This is a genomic window from Variovorax saccharolyticus, from assembly GCF_030316765.1.
Taxonomy (GTDB): domain Bacteria; phylum Pseudomonadota; class Gammaproteobacteria; order Burkholderiales; family Burkholderiaceae_C; genus Variovorax; species Variovorax saccharolyticus.
In genome coordinates, this window is the sequence record NZ_JASZYT010000011.1 from 236,217 (window position 1) to 255,952 (window position 19,736).

Below are 19,736 nucleotides of genomic sequence, written 5' to 3' on the forward strand. Positions count from 1 at the left end.
ATGTCTTTCACGACCACCGAGCCTCCCTTCCGTTTTCGCCGCGGCACGCGCCCCTTGCTGATCTCGATGCCGCACGTCGGCACCCATGTGCCGCCGCAGCTCGCGGCACGCCTGAGCGACGAGGCGCGTCATGTGCCCGACACCGACTGGCATCTGGAGCGGCTCTACGATTTCGCCGATGAACTCGGCGCCTCGGTGCTGGTCGCGACGCATTCGCGCTACGTGGTCGACCTCAACCGTCCGCCCGATGGCGCGAGCCTCTATCCGGGGCAGAGCGTCACCGGCCTGTGCCCGGTCGACAGCTTCGACGACACGCCGCTCTATCCCGCCGGCGATGTGCCCGACGATGCCGAGATCGCTGCGCGCCGCGAGGCGATCTGGCAGCCCTACCACCGGCAGCTGGCCGACGAACTCGCGCGCATCAAGGCGCAGCACGGCATCGCCGCGCTGTGGGACGCGCATTCGATCCGCTCCGTGCTGCCGCGCTTCTTCGAAGGCCGGCTCACCGACCTCAACCTGGGCACGGCCCAGGGCGCCAGTTGCGATCCGGCGCTGGCGCAGGCGCTGCTGGGCGTTGCCAGAGAGGCGACCGGCTTCACGAGCGTGCTCAACGGCCGCTTCACCGGCGGCTACATCACGCGCCACCACGGACAGCCCGCGCAGGGCGTGCATGCCGTGCAGCTCGAAATGACGCAGTGCAGCTACATGCAGGAGGCCTTGCCCTTCGACTACCTGCCCGAGGTGGCGGCGCGGGTGCAGCCGCATGTGCGGCGCATGCTCGCGACTGTGCTCGACTTCGTCGAATCGCGCCGCGGCTGAGCGGCATCATCCATCTCTTCCGGGAAGGCTTTCGGTCCATGAACGCAGCCGCCATCCGCGAACTCGTGCGCCCCGAGGTGCCCGCGCTTGCGCCCTACAACGCGGGCCTGTCGTCGCAGGCCGTGCGCTCGCGCTACGGCGTCGAGCAGATCGCGCGTCTCGCGAGCAACGAGAACCCCTTCGGCGCCAGCCCCGCGGTTGCGCAGGCGCTGGCGGGCCTGGCCTTGCGCGTGGGCACCTACCCGGATGCGAACTGCACCGCGCTGCGGGCTGCCATTGCCGAGCGCACTGGCGCGAGCGCAGAGCAGGTCGTGATCGGCAATGGCTCCGAGTCCATCCTCCAGATGCTCTGCCAGGCCTTTCTCTCGCCCGGCGACCGCGTGCTCACGCAGCGGCCCGCCTTCGGGCTGCACGAGATCTATCCGCGGATGATGGGCGCCCAGGTCGAGCTGCTGGCACTCACGCCGGCGCTCGAATTCGACCTTGGTGCCTGGTGCGAAGCGCTGGCGCGCGGGCCGAAGATCGCGATGCTCGCCAATCCGTCGAATCCGGTGGGCTGCATGTTCGAGCGCCAAGGCTTCGCGCGGCTGCTCGAGGCCACGCCGGCCGGGACCTTGCTGGTGATCGACGAGGCCTACTACGAGTACGCGCAGCGCGCCCGCGGCTTCCCCGATGCCCTGGCCGCACTGCGCGCGCAGCAGCGTCCCTGGATCGTGCTGCGCACCTTCTCGAAGGCCTGGGGGCTGGCTGGCCTGCGCGTCGGCTACGGCATTGCGTCGGACGCCTCGCTGGTCCAGTGGCTGGACCGGGTGCGCACGCCCTTCAACGTCAACGAGGCCGCGCAGGCGGCCGCGCTGGCCGCCTGGGGCGACGAGGCCTTCATGGCCCAGACCGTCGCGCAGACCGTGACGCAGCGCGAGTGGCTGGTGCAGCAGTTGCGCGCGTTGGCGCTGCCGGGGCTGCGCATCGCGCCATCGGCGGCCAATTTCCTGTTCATCGACCTGGCGCGGCCGAACGGTCCGGTCAATGAGGCGCTGCTGGCGCGCGGCATCATCGTCAAGCCCTGGAAGGAGGCCGGTTTCGAGAGCTTCATCCGCGTGTCGATCGGCACCGCCGAGGACAACGCGCGCTTCCTGGGTGCGCTGGGCGAGATCCTCGGCGGCCACTGAAAGTCGGCGCGGCGACAAGACCCGCCGCCGCCGAGGGCCCGCGCCGCTTTCTACAATCGGCGCATGAAGCCCGTCGTCTACACCCGCGCCCAGCAACTTCCCGCCATCCTGGCGCAACGCATCGCCATCCTCGATGGCGCCATGGGCACGATGATCCAGCGCTTCAGGCTGAGCGAGGAACAGTACCGCGGCGAGCGCTTCAAGGACTTCCCGCGCGACGTCAAGGGCAACAACGAACTGCTCTCGCTGACCCGGCCCGATGTCATCCGCGACATCCACGAGGGCTATCTCGCAGCCGGCGCCGACCTGGTCGAGACCAACACCTTCGGCGCCACCCGGATCGCGCAGGAGGACTACAAGATGGCCGACCTGGCGCGCGAGATGAACCTCGAATCGGCCCGGATCGCGCGGGCCGCCTGCGACAAGTTCAGCACGCCCGACAAGCCCCGCTTCGTGGCCGGCGCGCTCGGCCCGACGCCCAAGACCGCCAGCATCAGCCCCGACGTCAACGACCCCGGCGCGCGCAACGTGAGCTTCGAGGAATTGCGCGCCTCGTACTACGAGCAGGTCGAGGCGCTGGTCGAAGGCGGGGCCGACGTGCTGCTGGTCGAGACCATCTTCGACACGCTGAACGCCAAGGCCGCGCTGTTCGCGGTCGACGAGTACTTCGAGGCCAGCGGCGAGCGGCTGCCGCTGATCATCAGCGGCACCGTGACCGACGCCTCGGGCCGCATCCTGAGCGGCCAGACCGTGACCGCCTTCTGGCACAGCGTGCGCCACGCGCGGCCGCTGGCCATCGGCCTGAATTGCGCGCTGGGCGCCGCGCTGATGCGGCCCTACATCCAGGAACTGGCGCGCGTCGCCGACGACACCTTCATCAGCTGCTATCCCAACGCCGGCCTGCCCAACCCGATGAGCGAGACCGGCTTCGACGAGACGCCCGACGTCACTTCGCGCCTGCTGCACGAGTTCGCCGCCGAAGGGCTGGTCAACATCGTCGGCGGCTGCTGCGGCACGACGCCCGAGCACATCGCGGCGATCGGCCAGGCGGTCGCGCCGCTGCCCGGCCGCAGCCTGCATCGCGCCGCCTTCTACAGCGAAGCGGCCTGATGGCCCCATCCCGGCGCATGTGAAGCCGGGATGAAGAAGCTCTCCAAACGTTCCTGGCGTGCGCGAACGCGCGCGCTGAAGCGTTCTTTGCTGAAGGCGCCCGCTGATTGACAGCCCGCCGAAGGCCCCTACCCTGGACTGCAAAGGAAATCTCCATGAACAACAAGGCTATGCGCTGGTGCGGCCTCGGCGCGATGGCGCTGATGCTGCCGCTGGCGGCCACGGCCCAGCAGGCATTCACCCGCGGTCCGGTCAATCTTCGCGCCGGTCCCGGCGACACCTATCCGCTGGTGGCCTCGCTGGCGCCCGGACAACCGCTGCAGGTGATGGGCTGCACCGCCGGCTACGGCTGGTGCGACGTGGTGCTGCCCGACGGCCTGCGGGGCTGGTCCTATGCGGCGAGCCTCGAGTACGCCTACCAGGAGGAAAGGGTGCCGCTCGCCACCTACGGCGCGGTGATCGGCGTGCCGCTCGTGACCTTCGCGATCGGCAACTACTGGTCGAACTACTACCGCGACCGCCCCTGGTACGGCCAGTCGCGCTGGTGGGGTGGCCGCCCGCCGCCGCCGCCGGTGCCCGGCTGGCGCCCGCCGCCGCCGCCGGTCCCGGGCTGGCGGCCCAATCCCTGGCCGGGCTACGCGCCGCATCCGCCGGGCTTCCGGCCGCCCTCGGCGCCGGGCTTCGGACCGCCGTCGTCTCCCGGCTTCCGGCCGCCGCCGTCACCGGGCTTCCGGCCTCCGCCGCCCCAAAACGTGCGGCCGCCGCACGGCGGCGGCCCACGGCCGCCGGATGCGCGCCCGCCCGGCCAGGGCTTCCAGACCGGCGGCAGGCCGCCGGGGCAGGGCGGCGGGCGCGGTGACGGCGGCCAGCGCGGTGGGCGCGGCGATGGCGGACATGACCGCGGCCAGGGCGGAGGCGGCGGACACGACCGCGGCCATGGCGGCGGTGGCGGTGGCGGCCAAGGCAACCAAGGCGGTGGCCACGGCGGCGGCCATGGCGGAGGCCACGGAGGCGGGCGCGGCGGCGACCGGCACTGAGCGCCGCCTCCGCGCCAGGTCACTCCTTCTTGCGGGCGATCAGCGCCACGAAGCGCTGGGCGCCCAGGCCCAGCGGCCGCTCGCGCGACCACACCACGTCGACCCACAGGTCCAGCCCGTTCGACAGGTTCTCGAACGGGATCTCGACCAGCGCGCCGGTCGCCACGTGCGGCCGCGCGAAGTTGCGCGGCAGCCAGCCCCAGCCCAGGCCGGCGGTGATCAGGCTCAGCGCGGCCAGCGCGTTGTCGGTCCGCCAGACGTGCCGCGCGAAGACGAAGCGCGGGTCGCTGGTGGCGAGGTCGCGCCCGGCGACCACGATCTGCCGCGTGGTCGTCAGGTGCTCTTCGCGCAGCCGTCCGCCGGCCGCGGCCAGCACCGGATGGTCGGGCGCCATCACGGCCACCATGGTGTCGCTGGCCACCTCCTGGAAACCCTCCCGCCCGTCCAGGCTCGGGCGCTCGAAGACCAGCGCCAGGTGGGCCCGGCCGCTGTGCAGCAGCGCCAGCGCGTCGGCCTGCGGCGCGGCCAGCACCTCGACCTCCAGCAGCGGGTACTCGGCCGCCAGGGCGGCCAGCGGGCCGCTCCAGGGCGCGGCCAGCAATTCGGGCGCGATGGCCAGCGTCAGGCGGTTCTCCAGGCCCTGGGTCAGTGCCAGCGCCTGCACCTGAAGCTGCCTGAGCTGCGCCGCCAGCAGCCTCGCCTGCGGTTCCAGCGAACGCGCCGCGGCGGTGGGCTGCGGCTCCCGGCCGCCGCGGTCGAACAGCGAGAGGTCGAGCTCGGCCTCCAGGTTGGCGATCGCCATGCTGATGGCCGAGGGCACCCGGCCCAGGGCCCTGGCCGCCGCCGAGAAGGAGCCGTGGTCGATGACCGCGAGGAAAACAGCCACGCTGTCACTGGAAAAGCTCATGACGGCCTCAATCTATCAATTTTTCTGAAAGAAGATAACTTTATATATCAGCCTGGCACACATAAAGTCCGGTTCCACGCCAACCAACACAGGATCGATTTCATGCAAGGGCTCAAGCGCCGCGTCGTCTACATCAGCCTCTACGAGGGCATCGCCATTGTGGCCGCCAGCGCGGGGCTGGCACTGATGTCGGGCCAGGGGCTCGGACATTCGGGCGTGCTGGCGGTCATCGCCTCGGTCATCGCGGTGCTCTGGAACCTCAGCTTCAATGCCTTGTTCGAGCGCTGGGAGTCCCGCCAGGCGGTGCGCGGGCGCAGCCTGCGCCGCCGGGTCGCCCATGCGATCGGCTTCGAAGGCGGGCTGATCGCCTTCCTGGTGCCGGTCTTCGCCTGGTGGCTCGGGGTGAGCCTCTGGGAGGCGCTGGTGATGGACCTCGGCCTGGTGGTTTTCTTCCTGGTCTACACCTTCGTATTCAATTGGGCCTTCGACGCCGTCTTCGGCTTGCCCGCATCGGCCGCCGCCGTCGCCCAGCCGGCGTAAAATCCGCGGCTCCCAAGGAGCGTTGCAGCGCCGCCGGCCTTCAGGCCGGCCGCGTCAGGCTTGGGCTTCCAGCCACTGGAGTGCAACGACGCTCGCCTGACCCCGCATCCACAGGTGAGCCCATGCCAACCGATACGCCCGCATCCCCGAATCCGCCCCCGATGAAGTTGTCCGGCCTCGAGCCGGTGCTGATCGGCGAGGGCGCCCTGTTCGTCAACATCGGCGAACGCACCAACGTCACCGGCTCCAAGGCCTTCGCCCGCATGATCCTCAACGGCCAGTTCGAGGAAGCGCTGGCGGTGGCGCGCCAGCAGGTCGAGAACGGCGCCCAGGTCATCGACATCAACATGGACGAGGCCATGCTCGACAGCAAGGCCGCGATGGTGCGCTTCCTGAACCTGATCGCCAGCGAGCCCGACATCGCCCGCGTGCCGATCATGGTCGACAGCTCGAAGTGGGACGTCATCGAGGCCGGCCTGCGCTGCATCCAGGGCAAGGGCATCGTCAACTCGATCAGCATGAAGGAGGGCGAGGACCAGTTCCGCCACCAGGCCCGCCTGCTGCGCCGCTACGGTGCGGCCGCGGTGGTCATGGCCTTCGACGAGAAGGGCCAGGCCGACACCTACGAGCGCAAGATCGAGATCTGCGAGCGCGCCTACCGCATCCTGGTCGACGAGATCGGCTTCCCGCCCGAGGACATCATCTTCGACCCGAACATCTTCGCGATCGCCACCGGCATCGAGGAGCACAACAACTACGCGGTCGACTTCATCAACGCGGTGCGCTGGATCAAGCAGAACCTGCCGGGCGCCAAGGTGTCGGGCGGGGTGTCGAACGTCAGCTTCAGCTTCCGCGGCAACGACCCGGTGCGCGAGGCGATCCACACCGTCTTCCTGTACCACGCGATCAAGGCCGGCATGGACATGGGCATCGTCAACGCCGGCATGGTCGGCGTCTACGACGACCTCGAGCCCGAGCTGCGCGAGCGCGTGGAAGACGTGGTGCTGAACCGCCGCCCCGACGCCGGCGAGCGCCTGGTGGAAGTCGCCGAGACCGCCAAGAGCGGTGCCAAGGACGAGAGCAAGAAGCTCGAATGGCGCGGCACGGCCGAGCACCCGGTGCACGTGAACCAGCGGCTGTCGCATGCGATGGTGCACGGCATCACCGACTTCATCGTGGAAGACACGGAAGAGGCCTACCAGCAGATCCTGGCCACCGGCGGGCGTCCGCTGCATGTGATCGAAGGCCCGCTGATGGCCGGCATGAACATCGTCGGCGACCTGTTCGGCCAGGGCAAGATGTTCCTGCCGCAGGTGGTGAAGTCAGCCCGCGTGATGAAGTCCGCGGTGGCCCACCTGATCCCCTACATCGAGGAAGAAAAGCGCCAGGACGAGGCCGCCGGCCGCGACGTCCGCACCAAGGGCAAGATCGTCATCGCCACGGTCAAGGGCGACGTCCACGACATCGGCAAGAACATCGTCACGGTGGTGCTCCAGTGCAACAACTTCGAGGTCGTGAACATGGGCGTGATGGTGCCCTGCCACGAGATCCTGGCGCGCGCCAAGGTCGAGGGCGCCGACATCGTCGGCCTCTCGGGCCTGATCACGCCCAGCCTCGAGGAGATGCAGTACGTGGCCGGCGAGATGCAGAAGGACGAGCACTTCCGGATCAAGAAGATCCCGCTCCTGATCGGCGGCGCCACCACCAGCCGCGTGCACACGGCCGTCAAGATCGCGCCGCACTACGAAGGCCCGGTGGTCTACGTGCCCGATGCCTCGCGCAGCGTGAGCGTGGCGCAGTCGCTGCTGTCGGAGCAGGCGGCGAGCTACATCGACGAGATCAACGCCGACTACGACAAGGTGCGCCACCAGCACGCCAACAAGAAGCAGACGCCGCTGTGGCCGCTGGCCAAGGCGCGCGCCAACAAGACGCCGATTTCCTGGTCGGACTACCTGCCGCCGGTGCCCAAGTTCATCGGCCGGCGCGTGTTCAGGAACTTCGACCTGACGGAACTCGCGAAGTACATCGACTGGGGCCCGTTCTTCCAGACCTGGGACCTGGCGGGGCCGTTCCCCGCGATCCTCAAGGACGAGATCGTCGGGACCGAGGCGGTGCGCGTGTACGCCGATGGCCAACGCATGCTCAAGCGCCTGATCGAGGGGCGCTGGCTCACCGCCAGCGGCGTGATCGGCTTCTGGCCGGCCAACACGGTCGACGACGACGACATCGCGCTCTACACCGACGAGTCGCGCAGCGAGGTCGCGCTGACCTGGTACGGCATGCGCCAGCAGACCGAGAAGCAGGCGATCGAGGGCGTCATGCGGCCGAGCCGCTGCCTGGCCGACTTCGTGGCGCCGCGCGACAGCGGCGTGAAGGACTACGTGGGCATGTTCGCGGTCACCGCCGGCCTCGGCGTCGAGAAGAAGGAGAAGTACTTCATCGACGACCTCGACGACTACTCGGCGATCATGCTGAAGGCCCTGGCCGACCGCCTGGCCGAAGCCTTCGCCGAGGCGCTGCACCATCGCGTGCGCGCCGACCTCTGGGGCTATGCGGCCGACGAAGCCCTCAGCAACGAGGACATGATCGGCGAGAAGTACCGCGGCATCCGGCCGGCGCCCGGCTACCCGGCCTGCCCGGACCACAGCGTGAAGCGGCCGATGTTCGACCTGCTGAACTGCGCGGACATCGGGATGACGCTGACCGACAGCCTCGCTATGATGCCCGCCGCCAGCGTGAGCGGCTTCTACCTGAGCCACCCCGAGGCGACCTACTTCAACGTCGGCAAGATCGGGCACGACCAGTTGCAGGACCAGGCGGCGCGCCGCCAGGAGAGCGAGGCGGATCTCGAGCGCTTGCTGGCGCCGAATCTTTGATACCAACAGGCCGTGGCCAGTAGGCGCGGCGAGCGGGAGTTCCTATTCAGAAGCTGATGTTCGGGGTCGCCCACTATGCGGCGGCAGCGGTCTTCGCGGTCGCTTGCTGGGGTTTCGGCCGGGCGCTGCTGTCGCGCATCGGCATGCCGCCGCGCCGCGACCGGAGCCTGGAGACCGCCATGGCCGCCGCGGCCGGCCTCGGTCTTTTCGTCTGCATCTTCCAGGCGATCGCGATCGCCGGGCTGTTCGGCCGGGCCACGGTGATCGGCGCGGTCGCGCTCGGCCTGCTGGCGGCCGCGCTGCAGGCGCCGGCCTGGCTGCGCGAACTGCGGTCGCGCGAGCGAGCCGCGGCGCCCTTCAGTTTCGTCGAGAAGCTGGCCGTCGCGGTGCTGGTGCTGACCGCGCTGCCGGCGCTGGTCGAGCCGCTGGCGCCGCCGGCCGTCTTCGACGAGTTGATGTACCACCTGCCCTATGCGCGCGAAGTGGCGCAGAGCGGCCGGCTCGGCGTCCACGAGTGGCTGCGCTATCCCTGGTTCCCCTACAACTACAACCTGATCCATGCCGGCGCGCTGCTGCTCGGCGACGACGTGCTGCCGCACCTGCTGAGTGGGCTGGCGGGCTGGCTGTCGGTGTGGATGGTCTACCGGCTCGGCGTGCAGCATGCGAGCCGGCTCACCGGTCTCATCGCCGCCGCTGTCTGGCTCGGGATCGCCGACTTCGAGAGCGCGCTGATCGACATCAGCGTCGCGCTCTTCGTGCTGGCCGCCTGCACCGCCCTGTGGTGGTGGCGCGAGTCCGAAGAGCCCGGCCCGTCCGGCCAGTCCGTCGACAAGGCGCGCGGGCCGCGCTGGCTGGCGCTCGCGGCTTTCTTCCTCGGCGTCGCGGCGGGCTCCAAGTACCAGGCGCTGACCGTGCTGCCGCTGGTGGCGCTGTTCGTGGTGCGTCGCGAGCGCAGGCTCAAGGTCTGGGGCGTGGCGCTCCTGTGCTTCCTGCTGCCCTGCATCTACTGGTATGCACGCAACGCCATCACCACCGGCGATCCGTTCAACCCGATCGGCGCCCGCCTGTTCGGCTTCACCAACTGGAACGCGGCCGACTACAAAAACCAGTTCGACGATGTGAGAGCGCATGCCGGATGGCCCAACGGCTTTCTCTGGGGCGTGCTGTTCGCGCCGTTCGCTCTGGCCTGGAAGCGGTCGGCCGCGGTGCGCGCGGCGACGGTCTTCAGCGTCTATTCGCTGTTCGTCTGGGCGCTGACCTCGCGCTATCCGCGCTACCTGGCGGCCTCGGTGCCCCTGATCGCACTGGTCTCGGTGGTGGGTTGGCAGGCGCTGCTGGGCGGCCTGGCGGACTGGCTGCGCCGCGTGCTGCCGGGCTGGAACCAGAGCGGCGCGCTCGACCGCGGCGGACGCTGGCTGGGCGTGCTGGTGGTGGCGATCGGGGTCGGCGGCTCCTTCTACATGGCGCGGCGCAGCGTCGCGGCGATCGCGACCACGCCGGCCGAGCGCACCGCCTTCCTCGAGGCGCAGGTGCCCGGCTATGCGGTCATGAACTACCTGCGCGAGCACGTGACGACCGGCCGGGTCTACCAGATCGCGCTCAGCGAAACCATCTACTACGGACCGGCGCCGGTATGGGGCGATGCGATCGGGCCCTGGCGCTACTCCGACTTCATCGTGCTGCCGCCGGCGGAATTCGCGCGCAAGCTGCGCGGCCTGGGCTTCGAGGCGATCGCGGTGGGTGCCAGCGCGGTGCCGATGCTCGAGTCGCAGCCGGGCTTTCTTGACCATTTCGCCCTGATGTACGACAAAGCAGGCGCCAAGGCGTACCGTATCCTGCCTCCCAAGAATGAACGAACGCAGCCCTGACCCCCGCCCCTTGCGCATCGCCGCCGTGATCCCGTGCTTCAACGAGGCACTCGCCATCACGCAGGTGGTGGAGGAGTTCCGCGCGGCCTTGCCCGAGGCCGAGATCCACGTCTTCGACAACAACTCGACCGACGACACCGCGGCCGTGGCGCGGGCTGCCGGTGCGACCGTGACCCACGTCGCACTGCGCGGCAAGGGCAATGTGGCGCGGCGCATGTTCGCGGACGTCGAGGCCGATGTCTACGTGATGGTCGACGGCGACGCCACCTACGACGTCGGCGAAGTGCGGCGCCTGATCGGCCTTTTGGTCGAGGGCAACCTCGACATGGTGGTGGGATCGCGCGTGGACGACGGCGCCGACCAGCAGACCTACCGGCGCGGCCACCGCTTCGGCAACGCGCTGCTGACCGGGGCCGTGGCCAAGCTCTTCGGCGGCCACCTGAGCGACATGCTGTCCGGCTACCGGGTGTTCTCCCGGCGCTATGCGAAGTCCTTTCCGGCCGTGTCGGAGGGCTTCGAGATCGAGACCGAACTGACCGTACACGCGCTCGAACTCCGCATGCCCTTCGCCGAGGTGCCGGTGCCGTACCGCTCGCGGCCGGAGGGTTCGGAGAGCAAGCTGTCGACCTACCGCGACGGCTGGCGCATCCTCAAGACGATCTGCAAGCTGTTCGTGAGCGAGCGGCCGCTGCAGTTCTTCTCGGGCATCGCGGGCTTGCTGGTGCTGGTGTCGCTGATCCTTGCGGAGCCGCTGATCGTCACCTACCTGGACACCGGCCTGGTGCCGCGGCTGCCGACCGCGGTGCTGGCCACCGGCTTGATGCTGATCGCGATGCTGTCCTTCGTCTGCGGCGTGGTGCTGCACACCGTGACCATCGGCCGCCAGGAGGCCAAGCGGCTGTGCTACCTGGCCATCCCCGGCGTGCGATCCCACGGCGAGCCGTGAAGATCGGAAGAGAGTTCCTGTCGTTCGCGGTGGTCGGCACGATCGGCTTCTGCGTCGACCTCGGCGTGCTCTACCTGGTGGCGCCGGCGCTCGGCTGGTATGGCGGGCGGGTGGTCTCGTTCCTGGCCGCGGCGACCGTCACCTGGGCGCTGAACCGGGTCTACACCTTCGCCGGGCGCCGCTCGGGCGGGTCGATCGCGCGCGAATACCTGCGCTATCTGCTGACCATGCTGGCCGGGGCGCTGGTCAACTACCTGACCTATGTGCTGACCCTGCACTGGCTCGAAGGCCCGCTGGCGCCGGCGCTGGGCGTCGGCTTCGGCAGCATCGCCGGGTTGATGGTCAACTTCCTGACGGCGCGCTTCCTGGTGTTCGGTTCGGCGCGCTGACGCGGAGCCCGCGCGCTCAGTGCGCGCCGGACACCACCACCGGCACTTCGGTCGCCGGCGGCGTGTTGCGGCTTCGCCCGCAGCGCACGATGCCGTCGATCATGACCATCCCGACGCCCGGGATGTCGCCGAGCTGCACGCTCTCCAGCAGGGTCTTGCCCGAGGTGTGCTGGGCGCGGTCCATGAACACGAAGTCCGCATCGCGGCCCGGCTCGATCAGCCCGCAGTTCAGGTTGCGCATGCGCGCCGTGTTGCCGGTCGCAAAGCAGAAGACCGACTCGGCCGGGATGTTCGCGAACGACGACAGCAGCGACACCATCCGCAGGATGCCGAGCGGCTGCACGCCCGAGCCTGCAGGCCCGTCGGTGCCGAGGATCACCCGGTGCGGGCACTTCAGCTCGATCGCCGCCCTGGCCGCCGCGACGGCGGTGCGCTCGTTGCCGTTGTGCACGATCTCGATGCCGCGCGTGCTCTTCTCGCACAGCTCGCACACATGCGCCTCCGGCAGCGAGGTATGGCCGCCGTTGATGTGGCCGATGATGTCGGCGTCGGCCTCCAGCACCGTGTCCTTGTCGATGTAGCCCGAGCCCGGCACCGACGGTCCGCCGGTGTGGATGGTGCTCTGGATGCCGTACTTGCGCGCCCAGGCAACCATCTCCTTGGCCTCGTAGCCGGCCTTCACCGTCCCCAGGCCCACCTCTCCGAGCAGGCCCACGCCGGCTTCCGCGAGCTCCTTGAAGTCGCTCTCGACCATGCCCTTCTCGATCACCGGCGCGCCGGCCAGCACCTTGACGCCACCCGGGCGGAAGGCGTCGAAGGCGCGCTGCGCCGTGATGGCCAGCGCCTTCAGGCCCACGATGTCCTTGGGCCGGCCGGGGTAGTGCACTTCGCCGGCGGAGATCATGGTGGTGACGCCGCCGTTCATGCTCGACTCGATCCAGTTGAGCTGGCTCTGGCGCGGCGTCCAGTCGCCTGCGACCGGGTGCACGTGGCTGTCGATCAGGCCCGGCGCGACACAGGTCTTCTTGCAGTCGATGACGGTCTTCGCGCCTTCGAGGTCGCAGTCCTTCTCCTTGCCGACCGCGACGATCAGCCCGTCGTTGACGACGATGGTGTCGGCGTCCAGGATGGGCTTGTCGATGTCGCCCGAGAGCAGCAGGCCTATGTTCCGGATGACGACCTTGCCCGACTTGGCGCCGGTTGCGACTTCTGCCATTTCTTGACCTCGTGGGGTTGTGTAGTGTCTTCGTCGGAAGCGCCCGCATCGACCGTGCGCAGCACGGTCTCGATGACGAAATCTTCCCAGTGCGCGACCGCCTCCGTCGACTCCAGGGGCTCGCCCAGGAACGCGGTCAGTGTGTGCCGGTTCGATGTATAGAAGTAGCCGGTCGACGCGATCAGCAGGTAGAGGTCGCGCGGCGCGACGCCCTCGCGGAACAGCCCCTGGGCGACGCCCGCGGCGACGATCTCGCTGATGATCGATATCGCCCGCGACGAATATTCGCGGGCCCGCAGCGACTTCGCGATGTGCCGGCCCTTGTGCAGGTTCTCGGTGTTGAGCAGCGTGACGAACTCGGGGTTCTTGCGGTAGTAGCCGAGCACGAAGCGGATCAGCGCGGTCAGCGATTCGACCGGCCGCGTGGCGTCGAGGTCGAGTGCGGCCTCGGCGTCGTCCATGCGCCGGTAGATGCCTTCGAGCACCGCGATGAACAGGCCTTCCTTGCTGCCGAAGTAGTAGTAGATCATGCGGTCGTACGACTTCGCGGCCTTCGAGATCTTCTCGACGCTGCCGCCGTCGTAGCCGTACTTCGCGAACACCTTGGTGGCCGCGCGCAGGATGCTCTCGCGCGTGGCCTGCGCCGCCGCCTCGCGCACGCCGGTGCGGCGCGTGGCGGGCTTGGGCGCGCTCCTGCGCGCGGCTGCCTTGGGCTCGGCCATCGCGGCTTGCCGCCTACTTTTCAGCGAAGGCGCGTTCGACGACGAAGTCGCCCGGCGTCGACGTGTTGCCTTCCTTGAAGCCGCGCGCCTCGAGGATGTGCTTCAGGTCGACCAGCAGGCCCGGGCTGCCGCACAGCATCACGCGGTCTTCGGCGGCATTGAGCGGCGGCAGGCCGAGGTCGTCGGTGAGCTTGTTGCTCTCGATCAGCTCGGTGATGCGGCCCATGTTGCGGAACTCCTCGCGCGTCACGGTCGGGTAGTAGAGCAGCTGCTTCTCGATCATCTCGCCGAGGATCTCGTGCTTGGGCAGGTGGTCGGTGACCAGGTCGTGGTAGGCCAGCTCGTCGATCTGGCGCACGCCGTGCACCAGGATCACCTGCTCGAACTTCTCGTAGGTGTCGGGGTCGCGAATGATGCTCATGAACGGCGCCAGACCCGTGCCGGTGCCGAACAGGTACAGCCGCTTGCCCGGCAGCGTGTAGTCGATCAGCAGCGTGCCGGTGGGCTTGCGGCCCACGATGATCGTGTCGCCGACCTGGATGTGCTGCAGCTTCGAGGTCAGGGGGCCTTCCTCGACCTTGATGCTGAGGAACTCCAGGTGTTCCTCGTAATTGGGGCTGACGATGCTGTAGGCCCGCAGCAGGGGCTTGTTGTTGACCTTCAGGCCGATCATCGTGAAGTGGCCGTTCGAGAAGCGCAGGGCCGGATCGCGGGTGGTGGTGAAGGTGAACAGGCGGTCGGTCCAGTGGTGGACGCTCAGCACGCGTTCTTCGCTGAATGCACTCATAAGGGTCAGGAATGGTTATGAACGAAAAAGGGATGCACCAATTGTCGGCGATGCGGGAGGAAACACCATTGCAAGCATCGGGCCCGTTTGCTACATTGATCCAGGAAATGTAGTGTTCACCACATGAAAGTGTAGGGAATGCTACACAAACGTCAGTTCCAGCACAAGTGAAGCTGCAGGCGGGGTCCCGGCACAGATGTTGCACTCCGCCAAGCCTTCCCTCACAAGATTGCCACGAGGTTTCCCGCGATGACCGAACACACCAAGACAGACGGATTGCCCGGCATGGATATGCCGGTACTGCCCGAGGCCACCGGCCGCGCGCCGCTGCGCAACGAGCGCATGAATGCCGCCAAGGTCGAGTGCAATGCCTGTCCCGTGCTGTGCCAGATCTCCGATGGCCGCACCGGTGCCTGCGACCGCTACGCCAATCGCGCCGGCGTGCTGGTGCGGGTCGACCCGGTGGTGCTGCTGCGGCGCGAACTGGCCAGCGAATCGCCCGCGCTGGTGCCCTTCGCCCGCGGCGCCGACGAGGCGGTCGAAGGGGCCGCAGATGCCGCTGCCACTGTCGACGCCGACTGGCGCGGAGATCTCCTTCTCGCTGACGAGGTCTTCGTGACCGGCGTGGGCTCGTCCACCACCTACCCCGACTACAAGCCGGCGCCCTTCATCGTGGCCTCGAAAGCCCAGGGCGTCGACATGGTGACCGTGGTGACCGAAGGTATCTTCAGTTACTGCAGTTTCAAGGTGAAGATCGACACCGACCGCTTCCTCGGCGCCGAGCAGGCCAACGTGCGCTACCGCGGCGAGGTGGTGGGCCACGTCACCACCGCCGAGTACGGCTCGCAGATGCTGTCGCTGGGCGGCGTGCATCACCTCACGGGCGGCAGCAAGAAAGAAGGCCGCATGACCTGCGAGCTGATGCAACTGCTGGGCAACAAGAAGGCGGTCGAGTGCGTGATCGATGGCGGCGCCAGCATGGTGATCCAGGCCGGCCGCGCGCCGATCGTCAACGGCGTCGAGGAAAAGCGCATGCGAGTGGGCTGCGGCTCGGCGGCGGTCGGCATCTTCGCGCGCCAGCTGTTCGGCCACGCCGACGAGGTGGTGGTGGTCGACGACCACATCACCGGCGTGCTGACCGAGCACCAGGCCGGGCGCTGTCTCGACATGGCGCCCTCGGGCATCCAGATGCGCGGGCGCAAGTCGACGCCGGGGCGCTACTTCCAGGTCGCGAATCCCGGCAACGGCTGGGGCGGCACCGACATCGACGATCCGCTCTCGATCATCGAGGGCTGGGAGGAGGGCGTGGCGCGGCCGGGCCTGCGCCTGCTCATGACCTCCACCACCGGCGAGCACGCGCAGTGGTACATGCTGGACGACGCGCTGCAGCCGGTCGAGCAGCCGATGCCCGCCGAAGTGCGCCGCATCGTCGAGCGCATCGGCGAGAACTGCGAGCCCTCGCTGTGCACCGTGCTGTTCCTCGGCGGCGCCGGCGGCTCCCTGCGCGCCGGCGTGACCGAGAACCCGGTGCTGCTCACGCGGGCCATCAAGCGCGCGCTGGTCAACGTGACCTGCGGCGGCGCGCCGGCCTATGTCTGGCCCGGCGGCGGCATCACCGTGATGGCCGACGTGCTGCGCATGCCCGACAACAGCTTCGGCACGGTGCCGACGCCGGCCATCGTCGCGCCGATCGAATTCAGCATGCGGCGCGAGGACTACGCCGCGCTCGGTGGCCACATGGAGCATGTGTTCTCGCTGGAGCAGGCGCTGGCGCGCGGCGCCTGGCAGGACGACGGTGCGCCGCTCGCGCGCCAGTGGCTGCGCATGGATGCGGCCAACCCGTGGCCGCTGGGCCAGCCACCGATGCTGGGGTAGTTCCATGTCCGCACAACGCACGGCGCTCGACGGCGGCCGCTGGCACCTCAACCACGGCCCGATCGACCTCATCGCCGAAGCCCACGGCGATGCGGTCGAGGTCGCGGTCGCGCACGAGCATGTCTGGCGGCGCTTCGGCGCGGTGCTCGAGGAACTGGTGGCCGAGCTGCCCCTGCTGCGGCAGCCGGTCGGCGCCGACTGCGCGCTTCGGGGCCCGATCGCGCGCCGCATGTGGGAGGCCTGCGCACCGTTCCGCCAGAGCTTCATCACGCCGATGGCCGCGGTCGCCGGCGCCGTGGCGCAGGAACTCATCGCCTGCTACCACCGCCCGGGCATCGAGCGCGCCTGGATCAACAACGGCGGCGACATCGCGCTGCACCTGGCGCCGGGGCAGTCGGCGCGCGTCGGGCTGTTCGCCGACCTCGCGCGCTTCGACCTGCGCGACCTCGGGCCGCTCAGCACCGACGGCCGGTTCGAGCTTCGTGCCGAGCATCCGGTGCGCGGCGTCGCCACCAGCGGATGGCGCGGCCGTAGCTTTTCCCTTGGCATCGCCGACAGCGTCACGGTGCTGGCCGCGACCGCGGCCCAGGCCGACGCCGCGGCCACCGTGATCGCCAATGCGGTCGATGCCGACGATGCCGGCATCCGGCGCCGCCCCGCGAGCGAATGCAAGGACGACAGCGACCTCGGCGACATCCCGGTCACGGTCGACGTCGCCCTGCTGGCGCCCGCGGTCGTGCAGTGCGCACTGGATGCGGGCGTCGAACGCGCCGAGGCCCTGCAGCGCCTCGGACTGGTGTGGTCGGCGGTGCTGGTCTGCCAGGGGCAATGGCGGGTCGTGCAGCCCTTAAGCTCCGGGCTTCCGGCGGCGCCGCCGCAAAGCGCGGGCAGCATCGCCGCCGATGCAGTTGGTTCAGTATTTGCTTAACGAAAAGCAGGACATCCTTTCATGATCGATATACGTCGCGTCTTCACCCATGTCGAGCACATCCACCACGAGTTCGGGCCACGCGCCGCAACGCCGCTGGTGCGGGGCGCCATCGGCGCGGTGCTGACCAATCCCTTCGCGGGCCGCTACGAGCCCGACATCCTGCCGATGATGGCGCTGCTCGATCCGGTGGGCGTCGACATGGCGCATCGCCTGCGCGCCGCGATGGACGTTCCGGTGGAGCAGATCGCCACCTACGGCAAGGGCGCGATCGTCGGCGCCGCCGGCGAGCTCGAGCACGGCGCGCTGTGGCACGTGCCCGGCGGCTATGCAATGCGCGAGCTGCTCGGCTGGAAGGGCGACCGCGAGGCCTATCGCAAGGGCCAGGCCGAAGAAAAGACCGGCCAGCCCGGCAACGCGCTGTCGATCGTGCCGTCGACCAAGAAGGTCGGACCGCCGGGCGCCGCGCTCGACGTGCCGCTGACCAACATCAACGCCAGCTATGTGCGCGGCCAGTTCGACGCCATCGAAGTCCGCGTGCCGGGCGCGCCGGCGGCCGACGAGATCGTCTTCATTCTCGCGATGAGCACCGGCTACCGCGTGCATGATCGCGTCGGCGGCTTGCGGGCCGAGAACATCAGCAAATGGGACGGCCTGCGCTAGGCCTCGAACGCATCCAGAGACAAGGAACAAACCATGAGTGCAAACATCCGCAAGCTCGTCGTCCAGGTCGACGAGACCCGCAAGGAAATGGGCCAGGCCATCGATCCGCCGACGCGCCGTGCGGTCGCGATCGCCGTGATCGACAACCCCTACGCCGGCCGCTACAGCGAATCGCTCGACGAGCTGATCGCCATCGGTGAAGAGCTCGGCGCGCTGCTGGGCCGCAAGGCCGTGGCCGCGCTCGGCATCGAGCCCGGCCAGGCGCAGAGCTACGGCAAGGCCGCGATCGTCGGCGAGGCCGGCGAGCTCGAGCATGCCGCCGCGATCCTGCATCCCAAGCTCGGCGCGCCGCTGCGGGTGGAGGTCGAGAAGGGCGCCGCGCTGGTGCCCTCGAGCAAGAAGCGCGGCACGCTCGGCACCGCCATCGACGTGCCGCTGGGCCACAAGGACGCCGCCTTCGTGCGCAGCCATTTCGACGCCATCGAGGCCCGCGTGTCCGACGCGCCGCGCGCCAACGAGATCGTGGTCGCGGTCGCGGTCACCGACAGCGGCCGTCCCCTGCCGCGCATCGGCGGCCTGCAGGCATCAGAGATCAAGGGCGAAGACGGCCTGCGCTGAACGCCGCCGCCAACGAGTTTTTTCTGTTCGATCCCAAGGAGTCCCCATGAATCCCATGCGCCTAGCCTTCACCGCGGCCGCCGTCGCCACGCTCGTCACCGCACTCGTCCCCGCGCATGCGCAGGGCGTGATCAAGATCGGCGAGATCAACAGCTACAAGGCGCAGCCCGCCTTCCTCGAGCCCTACAAGAAGGGCATGGAACTCGCGGTCGACGAGATCAATGCCGCCGGCGGCGTCAACGGCCGGAAGATCGAGCTGATCACGCGCGACGACAACGCCAACCCGGGCGACGCGGTGCGCGTGGCCGAGGAACTCGTGTCGCGCGAGAAGGTCGACATCCTGGCCGGTACTTTCCTGTCGAACACCGGCATGGCGGTGGCCGACTTCGCCAAGCAGAAGAAGTTCTTCTTCCTGGCCGGCGAACCGCTCACCGACAAGCTCACCTGGCAGGGCGGCAACGCCTACACCGTGCGCCTGCGCCCCGGCACCTACATGCAGGCCGCGATGCTGGTGCCCGAGGCGGCCAAGCTCAAGAAGAAGCGCTGGGCCGTGGTCTACCCCAACTACGAGTACGGACAGTCGGCCGTGGCCGCCTTCAAGCAGCTGCTCAAGGCCGCGCAGCCCGACGTGGAGTTCGTCGCCGAGCAGGCCACGCCGCTGGGCAAGGTCGACGCCGGCAGCGTGGTGCAGGCACTGGCTGATGCCAAGCCCGACGCGATCTTCAACGTGCTCTTCGGTGCCGACCTGTCGAAGTTCGTGCGCGAAGGCAACACCCGCGGCCTGTTCAAGGACCGCGAGGTGGTGAGCGTGCTGACCGGCGAGCCCGAGTACATGGACCCGCTCAAGGACGAGGCGCCCAACGGCTGGATCGTCACCGGCTACCCCTGGTACGGCATCACGACCGCCGATCACAAGAAGTTCGAGCAGGCCTACCAGGCCAAGTTCAAGGACTACCCGCGCCTGGGCTCGGTGGTCGGCTACAGCATGATCAAGTCGGCTGCCGCGGGCATCGCGAAGGCCAAGAGCACCGACACAGAGAAGGTGGTCGCGGCCTTCAAGGGCCTGCAGGTCGACACGCCCTTCGGCAAGATCACCTACCGCCCCGAGGACAACCAGTCGACTATGGGCGCCTTCGTGGGCCGCACCAAGAACGACGGCGGCAAGGGCGTGATGGTCGACTACGTGTACCTCGACGGCGCCGACGCCAAGTACCAGCCTTCCGCTGCCGAGATCAAGAAGTCCCGCGCTGCGGACTAAGCCAAGGA

Annotated in this window: 18 protein-coding genes and 1 riboswitch; of the genes, 14 read left to right on the forward strand and 4 right to left on the reverse strand. The window is 68.9% G+C overall.

What is annotated here, in order from left to right; all coding sequences use genetic code 11:
* The 4 genes from hutG (at position 1) to QTI45_RS29420 (ending at position 4,135) form a co-directional block, all read left to right on the forward strand.
* Positions 1-819, forward strand: a complete 819-nt coding sequence (gene hutG / locus QTI45_RS29405; RefSeq protein ID WP_286372147.1) for an N-formylglutamate deformylase — start codon at positions 1-3, stop codon at positions 817-819.
* 38 nt (positions 820-857) lie between these two features.
* Positions 858-1,988, forward strand: a complete 1,131-nt coding sequence (locus QTI45_RS29410; RefSeq protein WP_286372146.1) for a histidinol-phosphate transaminase — start codon at positions 858-860, stop codon at positions 1,986-1,988.
* 63 nt (positions 1,989-2,051) lie between these two features.
* Positions 2,052-3,098, forward strand: a complete 1,047-nt coding sequence (locus QTI45_RS29415) for a homocysteine S-methyltransferase family protein (protein WP_286372145.1) — start codon at positions 2,052-2,054, stop codon at positions 3,096-3,098.
* 155 nt (positions 3,099-3,253) lie between these two features.
* Positions 3,254-4,135, forward strand: a complete 882-nt coding sequence (locus QTI45_RS29420; RefSeq protein ID WP_286372144.1) for an SH3 domain-containing protein — start codon at positions 3,254-3,256, stop codon at positions 4,133-4,135.
* Between the two features lie 19 nt (positions 4,136-4,154).
* Here QTI45_RS29420 and QTI45_RS29425 read toward each other — a convergent pair whose 3' ends face one another.
* Complete coding sequence (locus tag QTI45_RS29425; RefSeq protein WP_286372143.1) at positions 4,155-5,042, reverse strand: LysR family transcriptional regulator; 888 nt, start codon at positions 5,040-5,042, stop codon at positions 4,155-4,157.
* A gap of 102 nt (positions 5,043-5,144) precedes the next feature.
* Here QTI45_RS29425 and QTI45_RS29430 point away from each other — a divergent pair, with 102 nt between their 5' ends.
* The 5 genes from QTI45_RS29430 to QTI45_RS29450 all read left to right on the forward strand — a co-directional run bounded on the left by QTI45_RS29430 (position 5,145) and on the right by QTI45_RS29450 (position 11,661).
* Positions 5,145-5,582 (forward strand): PACE efflux transporter, encoded by a 438-nt coding sequence (locus tag QTI45_RS29430; protein WP_286372142.1) that lies wholly within the window; start codon positions 5,145-5,147, stop codon positions 5,580-5,582.
* Between the two features lie 8 nt (positions 5,583-5,590).
* Positions 5,591-5,683, forward strand: a riboswitch (S-adenosyl-L-homocysteine riboswitch).
* 60 nt (positions 5,684-5,743) lie between these two features.
* Positions 5,744-8,458 (forward strand): methionine synthase, encoded by a 2,715-nt coding sequence (gene metH, locus QTI45_RS29435; RefSeq protein ID WP_286372141.1) that lies wholly within the window; start codon positions 5,744-5,746, stop codon positions 8,456-8,458.
* Between the two features lie 56 nt (positions 8,459-8,514).
* Positions 8,515-10,326, forward strand: a complete 1,812-nt coding sequence (locus tag QTI45_RS29440) for an ArnT family glycosyltransferase (RefSeq protein WP_286372140.1) — start codon at positions 8,515-8,517, stop codon at positions 10,324-10,326.
* On the forward strand, positions 10,307-11,272 hold the full coding sequence (locus QTI45_RS29445; protein WP_286372139.1) for a glycosyltransferase family 2 protein: 966 nt from the start codon (positions 10,307-10,309) through the stop codon (positions 11,270-11,272). The genes QTI45_RS29440 and QTI45_RS29445 overlap by 20 nt, the downstream gene beginning before the upstream one ends.
* Positions 11,269-11,661: a GtrA family protein gene (locus QTI45_RS29450; RefSeq protein ID WP_286372138.1), complete on the forward strand. Its 393-nt coding sequence runs from the start codon at positions 11,269-11,271 to the stop codon at positions 11,659-11,661. Before QTI45_RS29445 ends, QTI45_RS29450 begins: the two co-directional genes overlap by 4 nt.
* Before the next feature lie 16 nt (positions 11,662-11,677).
* On the opposite strand, the gene QTI45_RS29455 is transcribed toward QTI45_RS29450, so the two are convergent.
* Genes QTI45_RS29455 through QTI45_RS29465 form a run of 3 tightly spaced genes read right to left on the reverse strand, consistent with a single transcriptional unit; the run spans position 11,678 to position 14,386 of the window.
* Entirely contained in the window at positions 11,678-12,877 is a 1,200-nt protein-coding gene (locus tag QTI45_RS29455; RefSeq protein ID WP_286372137.1) for an amidohydrolase family protein, read from the reverse strand.
* The gene (locus QTI45_RS29460; protein WP_286372136.1) at positions 12,823-13,599 is read right to left on the reverse strand and encodes a TetR/AcrR family transcriptional regulator; all 777 of its coding nucleotides are present in this window, start codon (positions 13,597-13,599) and stop codon (positions 12,823-12,825) included. The genes QTI45_RS29455 and QTI45_RS29460 overlap by 55 nt, the downstream gene beginning before the upstream one ends.
* 13 nt (positions 13,600-13,612) lie before the next feature.
* A complete protein-coding gene (locus QTI45_RS29465) occupies positions 13,613-14,386 on the reverse strand; it encodes a ferredoxin--NADP reductase (protein ID WP_286372135.1) in 774 nt (257 codons plus the stop codon).
* A gap of 249 nt (positions 14,387-14,635) precedes the next feature.
* Between QTI45_RS29465 and QTI45_RS29470 the strand changes: the two genes are divergently transcribed.
* Genes QTI45_RS29470 through QTI45_RS29490 form a run of 5 tightly spaced genes read left to right on the forward strand, consistent with a single transcriptional unit; the run spans position 14,636 to position 19,728 of the window.
* Entirely contained in the window at positions 14,636-16,261 is a 1,626-nt protein-coding gene (locus QTI45_RS29470; RefSeq protein ID WP_286372134.1) for a 6-hydroxynicotinate reductase, read from the forward strand.
* Between the two features lie 4 nt (positions 16,262-16,265).
* Positions 16,266-17,189: a UPF0280 family protein gene (locus QTI45_RS29475; RefSeq protein ID WP_286372133.1), complete on the forward strand. Its 924-nt coding sequence runs from the start codon at positions 16,266-16,268 to the stop codon at positions 17,187-17,189.
* Positions 17,190-17,210: 21 nt separating this feature from the next.
* Positions 17,211-17,852, forward strand: coding sequence for an amino acid synthesis family protein (locus QTI45_RS29480; protein ID WP_286372132.1), 642 nt, complete (start codon positions 17,211-17,213; stop codon positions 17,850-17,852).
* Between the two features lie 33 nt (positions 17,853-17,885).
* A complete protein-coding gene (locus QTI45_RS29485; protein WP_286372131.1) occupies positions 17,886-18,470 on the forward strand; it encodes an amino acid synthesis family protein in 585 nt (194 codons plus the stop codon).
* Positions 18,471-18,516: 46 nt separating this feature from the next.
* On the forward strand, positions 18,517-19,728 hold the full coding sequence (locus tag QTI45_RS29490) for an ABC transporter substrate-binding protein (RefSeq protein WP_286372130.1): 1,212 nt from the start codon (positions 18,517-18,519) through the stop codon (positions 19,726-19,728).
* Positions 19,729-19,736 lie beyond the last annotated feature (8 nt).

Excerpts from the sequence above, each read along its gene's own strand:
- QTI45_RS29415 (WP_286372145.1), top strand. The coding sequence starts at position 2,052 with ATGAAGCCCGTCGTCTACACCCGCGCCCAGCAACTTCCCGCCATCCTG.
- QTI45_RS29465 (WP_286372135.1), bottom strand. The coding sequence starts at position 14,386 with ATGAGTGCATTCAGCGAAGAACGCGTGCTGAGCGTCCACCACTGGACC.
- metH (WP_286372141.1), top strand. The coding sequence starts at position 5,744 with ATGAAGTTGTCCGGCCTCGAGCCGGTGCTGATCGGCGAGGGCGCCCTG.
- QTI45_RS29410 (WP_286372146.1), top strand. The coding sequence starts at position 858 with ATGAACGCAGCCGCCATCCGCGAACTCGTGCGCCCCGAGGTGCCCGCG.
- QTI45_RS29490 (WP_286372130.1), top strand. The coding sequence starts at position 18,517 with ATGAATCCCATGCGCCTAGCCTTCACCGCGGCCGCCGTCGCCACGCTC.
- QTI45_RS29475 (WP_286372133.1), top strand. The coding sequence starts at position 16,266 with ATGTCCGCACAACGCACGGCGCTCGACGGCGGCCGCTGGCACCTCAAC.
- QTI45_RS29480 (WP_286372132.1), top strand. The coding sequence starts at position 17,211 with ATGATCGATATACGTCGCGTCTTCACCCATGTCGAGCACATCCACCAC.
- QTI45_RS29455 (WP_286372137.1), bottom strand. The coding sequence starts at position 12,877 with ATGGCAGAAGTCGCAACCGGCGCCAAGTCGGGCAAGGTCGTCATCCGG.
- QTI45_RS29460 (WP_286372136.1), bottom strand. The coding sequence starts at position 13,599 with ATGGCCGAGCCCAAGGCAGCCGCGCGCAGGAGCGCGCCCAAGCCCGCC.
- QTI45_RS29420 (WP_286372144.1), top strand. The coding sequence starts at position 3,254 with ATGAACAACAAGGCTATGCGCTGGTGCGGCCTCGGCGCGATGGCGCTG.
- QTI45_RS29445 (WP_286372139.1), top strand. The coding sequence starts at position 10,307 with ATGAACGAACGCAGCCCTGACCCCCGCCCCTTGCGCATCGCCGCCGTG.
- QTI45_RS29430 (WP_286372142.1), top strand. The coding sequence starts at position 5,145 with ATGCAAGGGCTCAAGCGCCGCGTCGTCTACATCAGCCTCTACGAGGGC.
- QTI45_RS29425 (WP_286372143.1), bottom strand. The coding sequence starts at position 5,042 with ATGAGCTTTTCCAGTGACAGCGTGGCTGTTTTCCTCGCGGTCATCGAC.
- QTI45_RS29485 (WP_286372131.1), top strand. The coding sequence starts at position 17,886 with ATGAGTGCAAACATCCGCAAGCTCGTCGTCCAGGTCGACGAGACCCGC.
- QTI45_RS29440 (WP_286372140.1), top strand. The coding sequence starts at position 8,515 with ATGTTCGGGGTCGCCCACTATGCGGCGGCAGCGGTCTTCGCGGTCGCT.
- hutG (WP_286372147.1), top strand. The coding sequence starts at position 1 with ATGTCTTTCACGACCACCGAGCCTCCCTTCCGTTTTCGCCGCGGCACG.
- QTI45_RS29470 (WP_286372134.1), top strand. The coding sequence starts at position 14,636 with ATGACCGAACACACCAAGACAGACGGATTGCCCGGCATGGATATGCCG.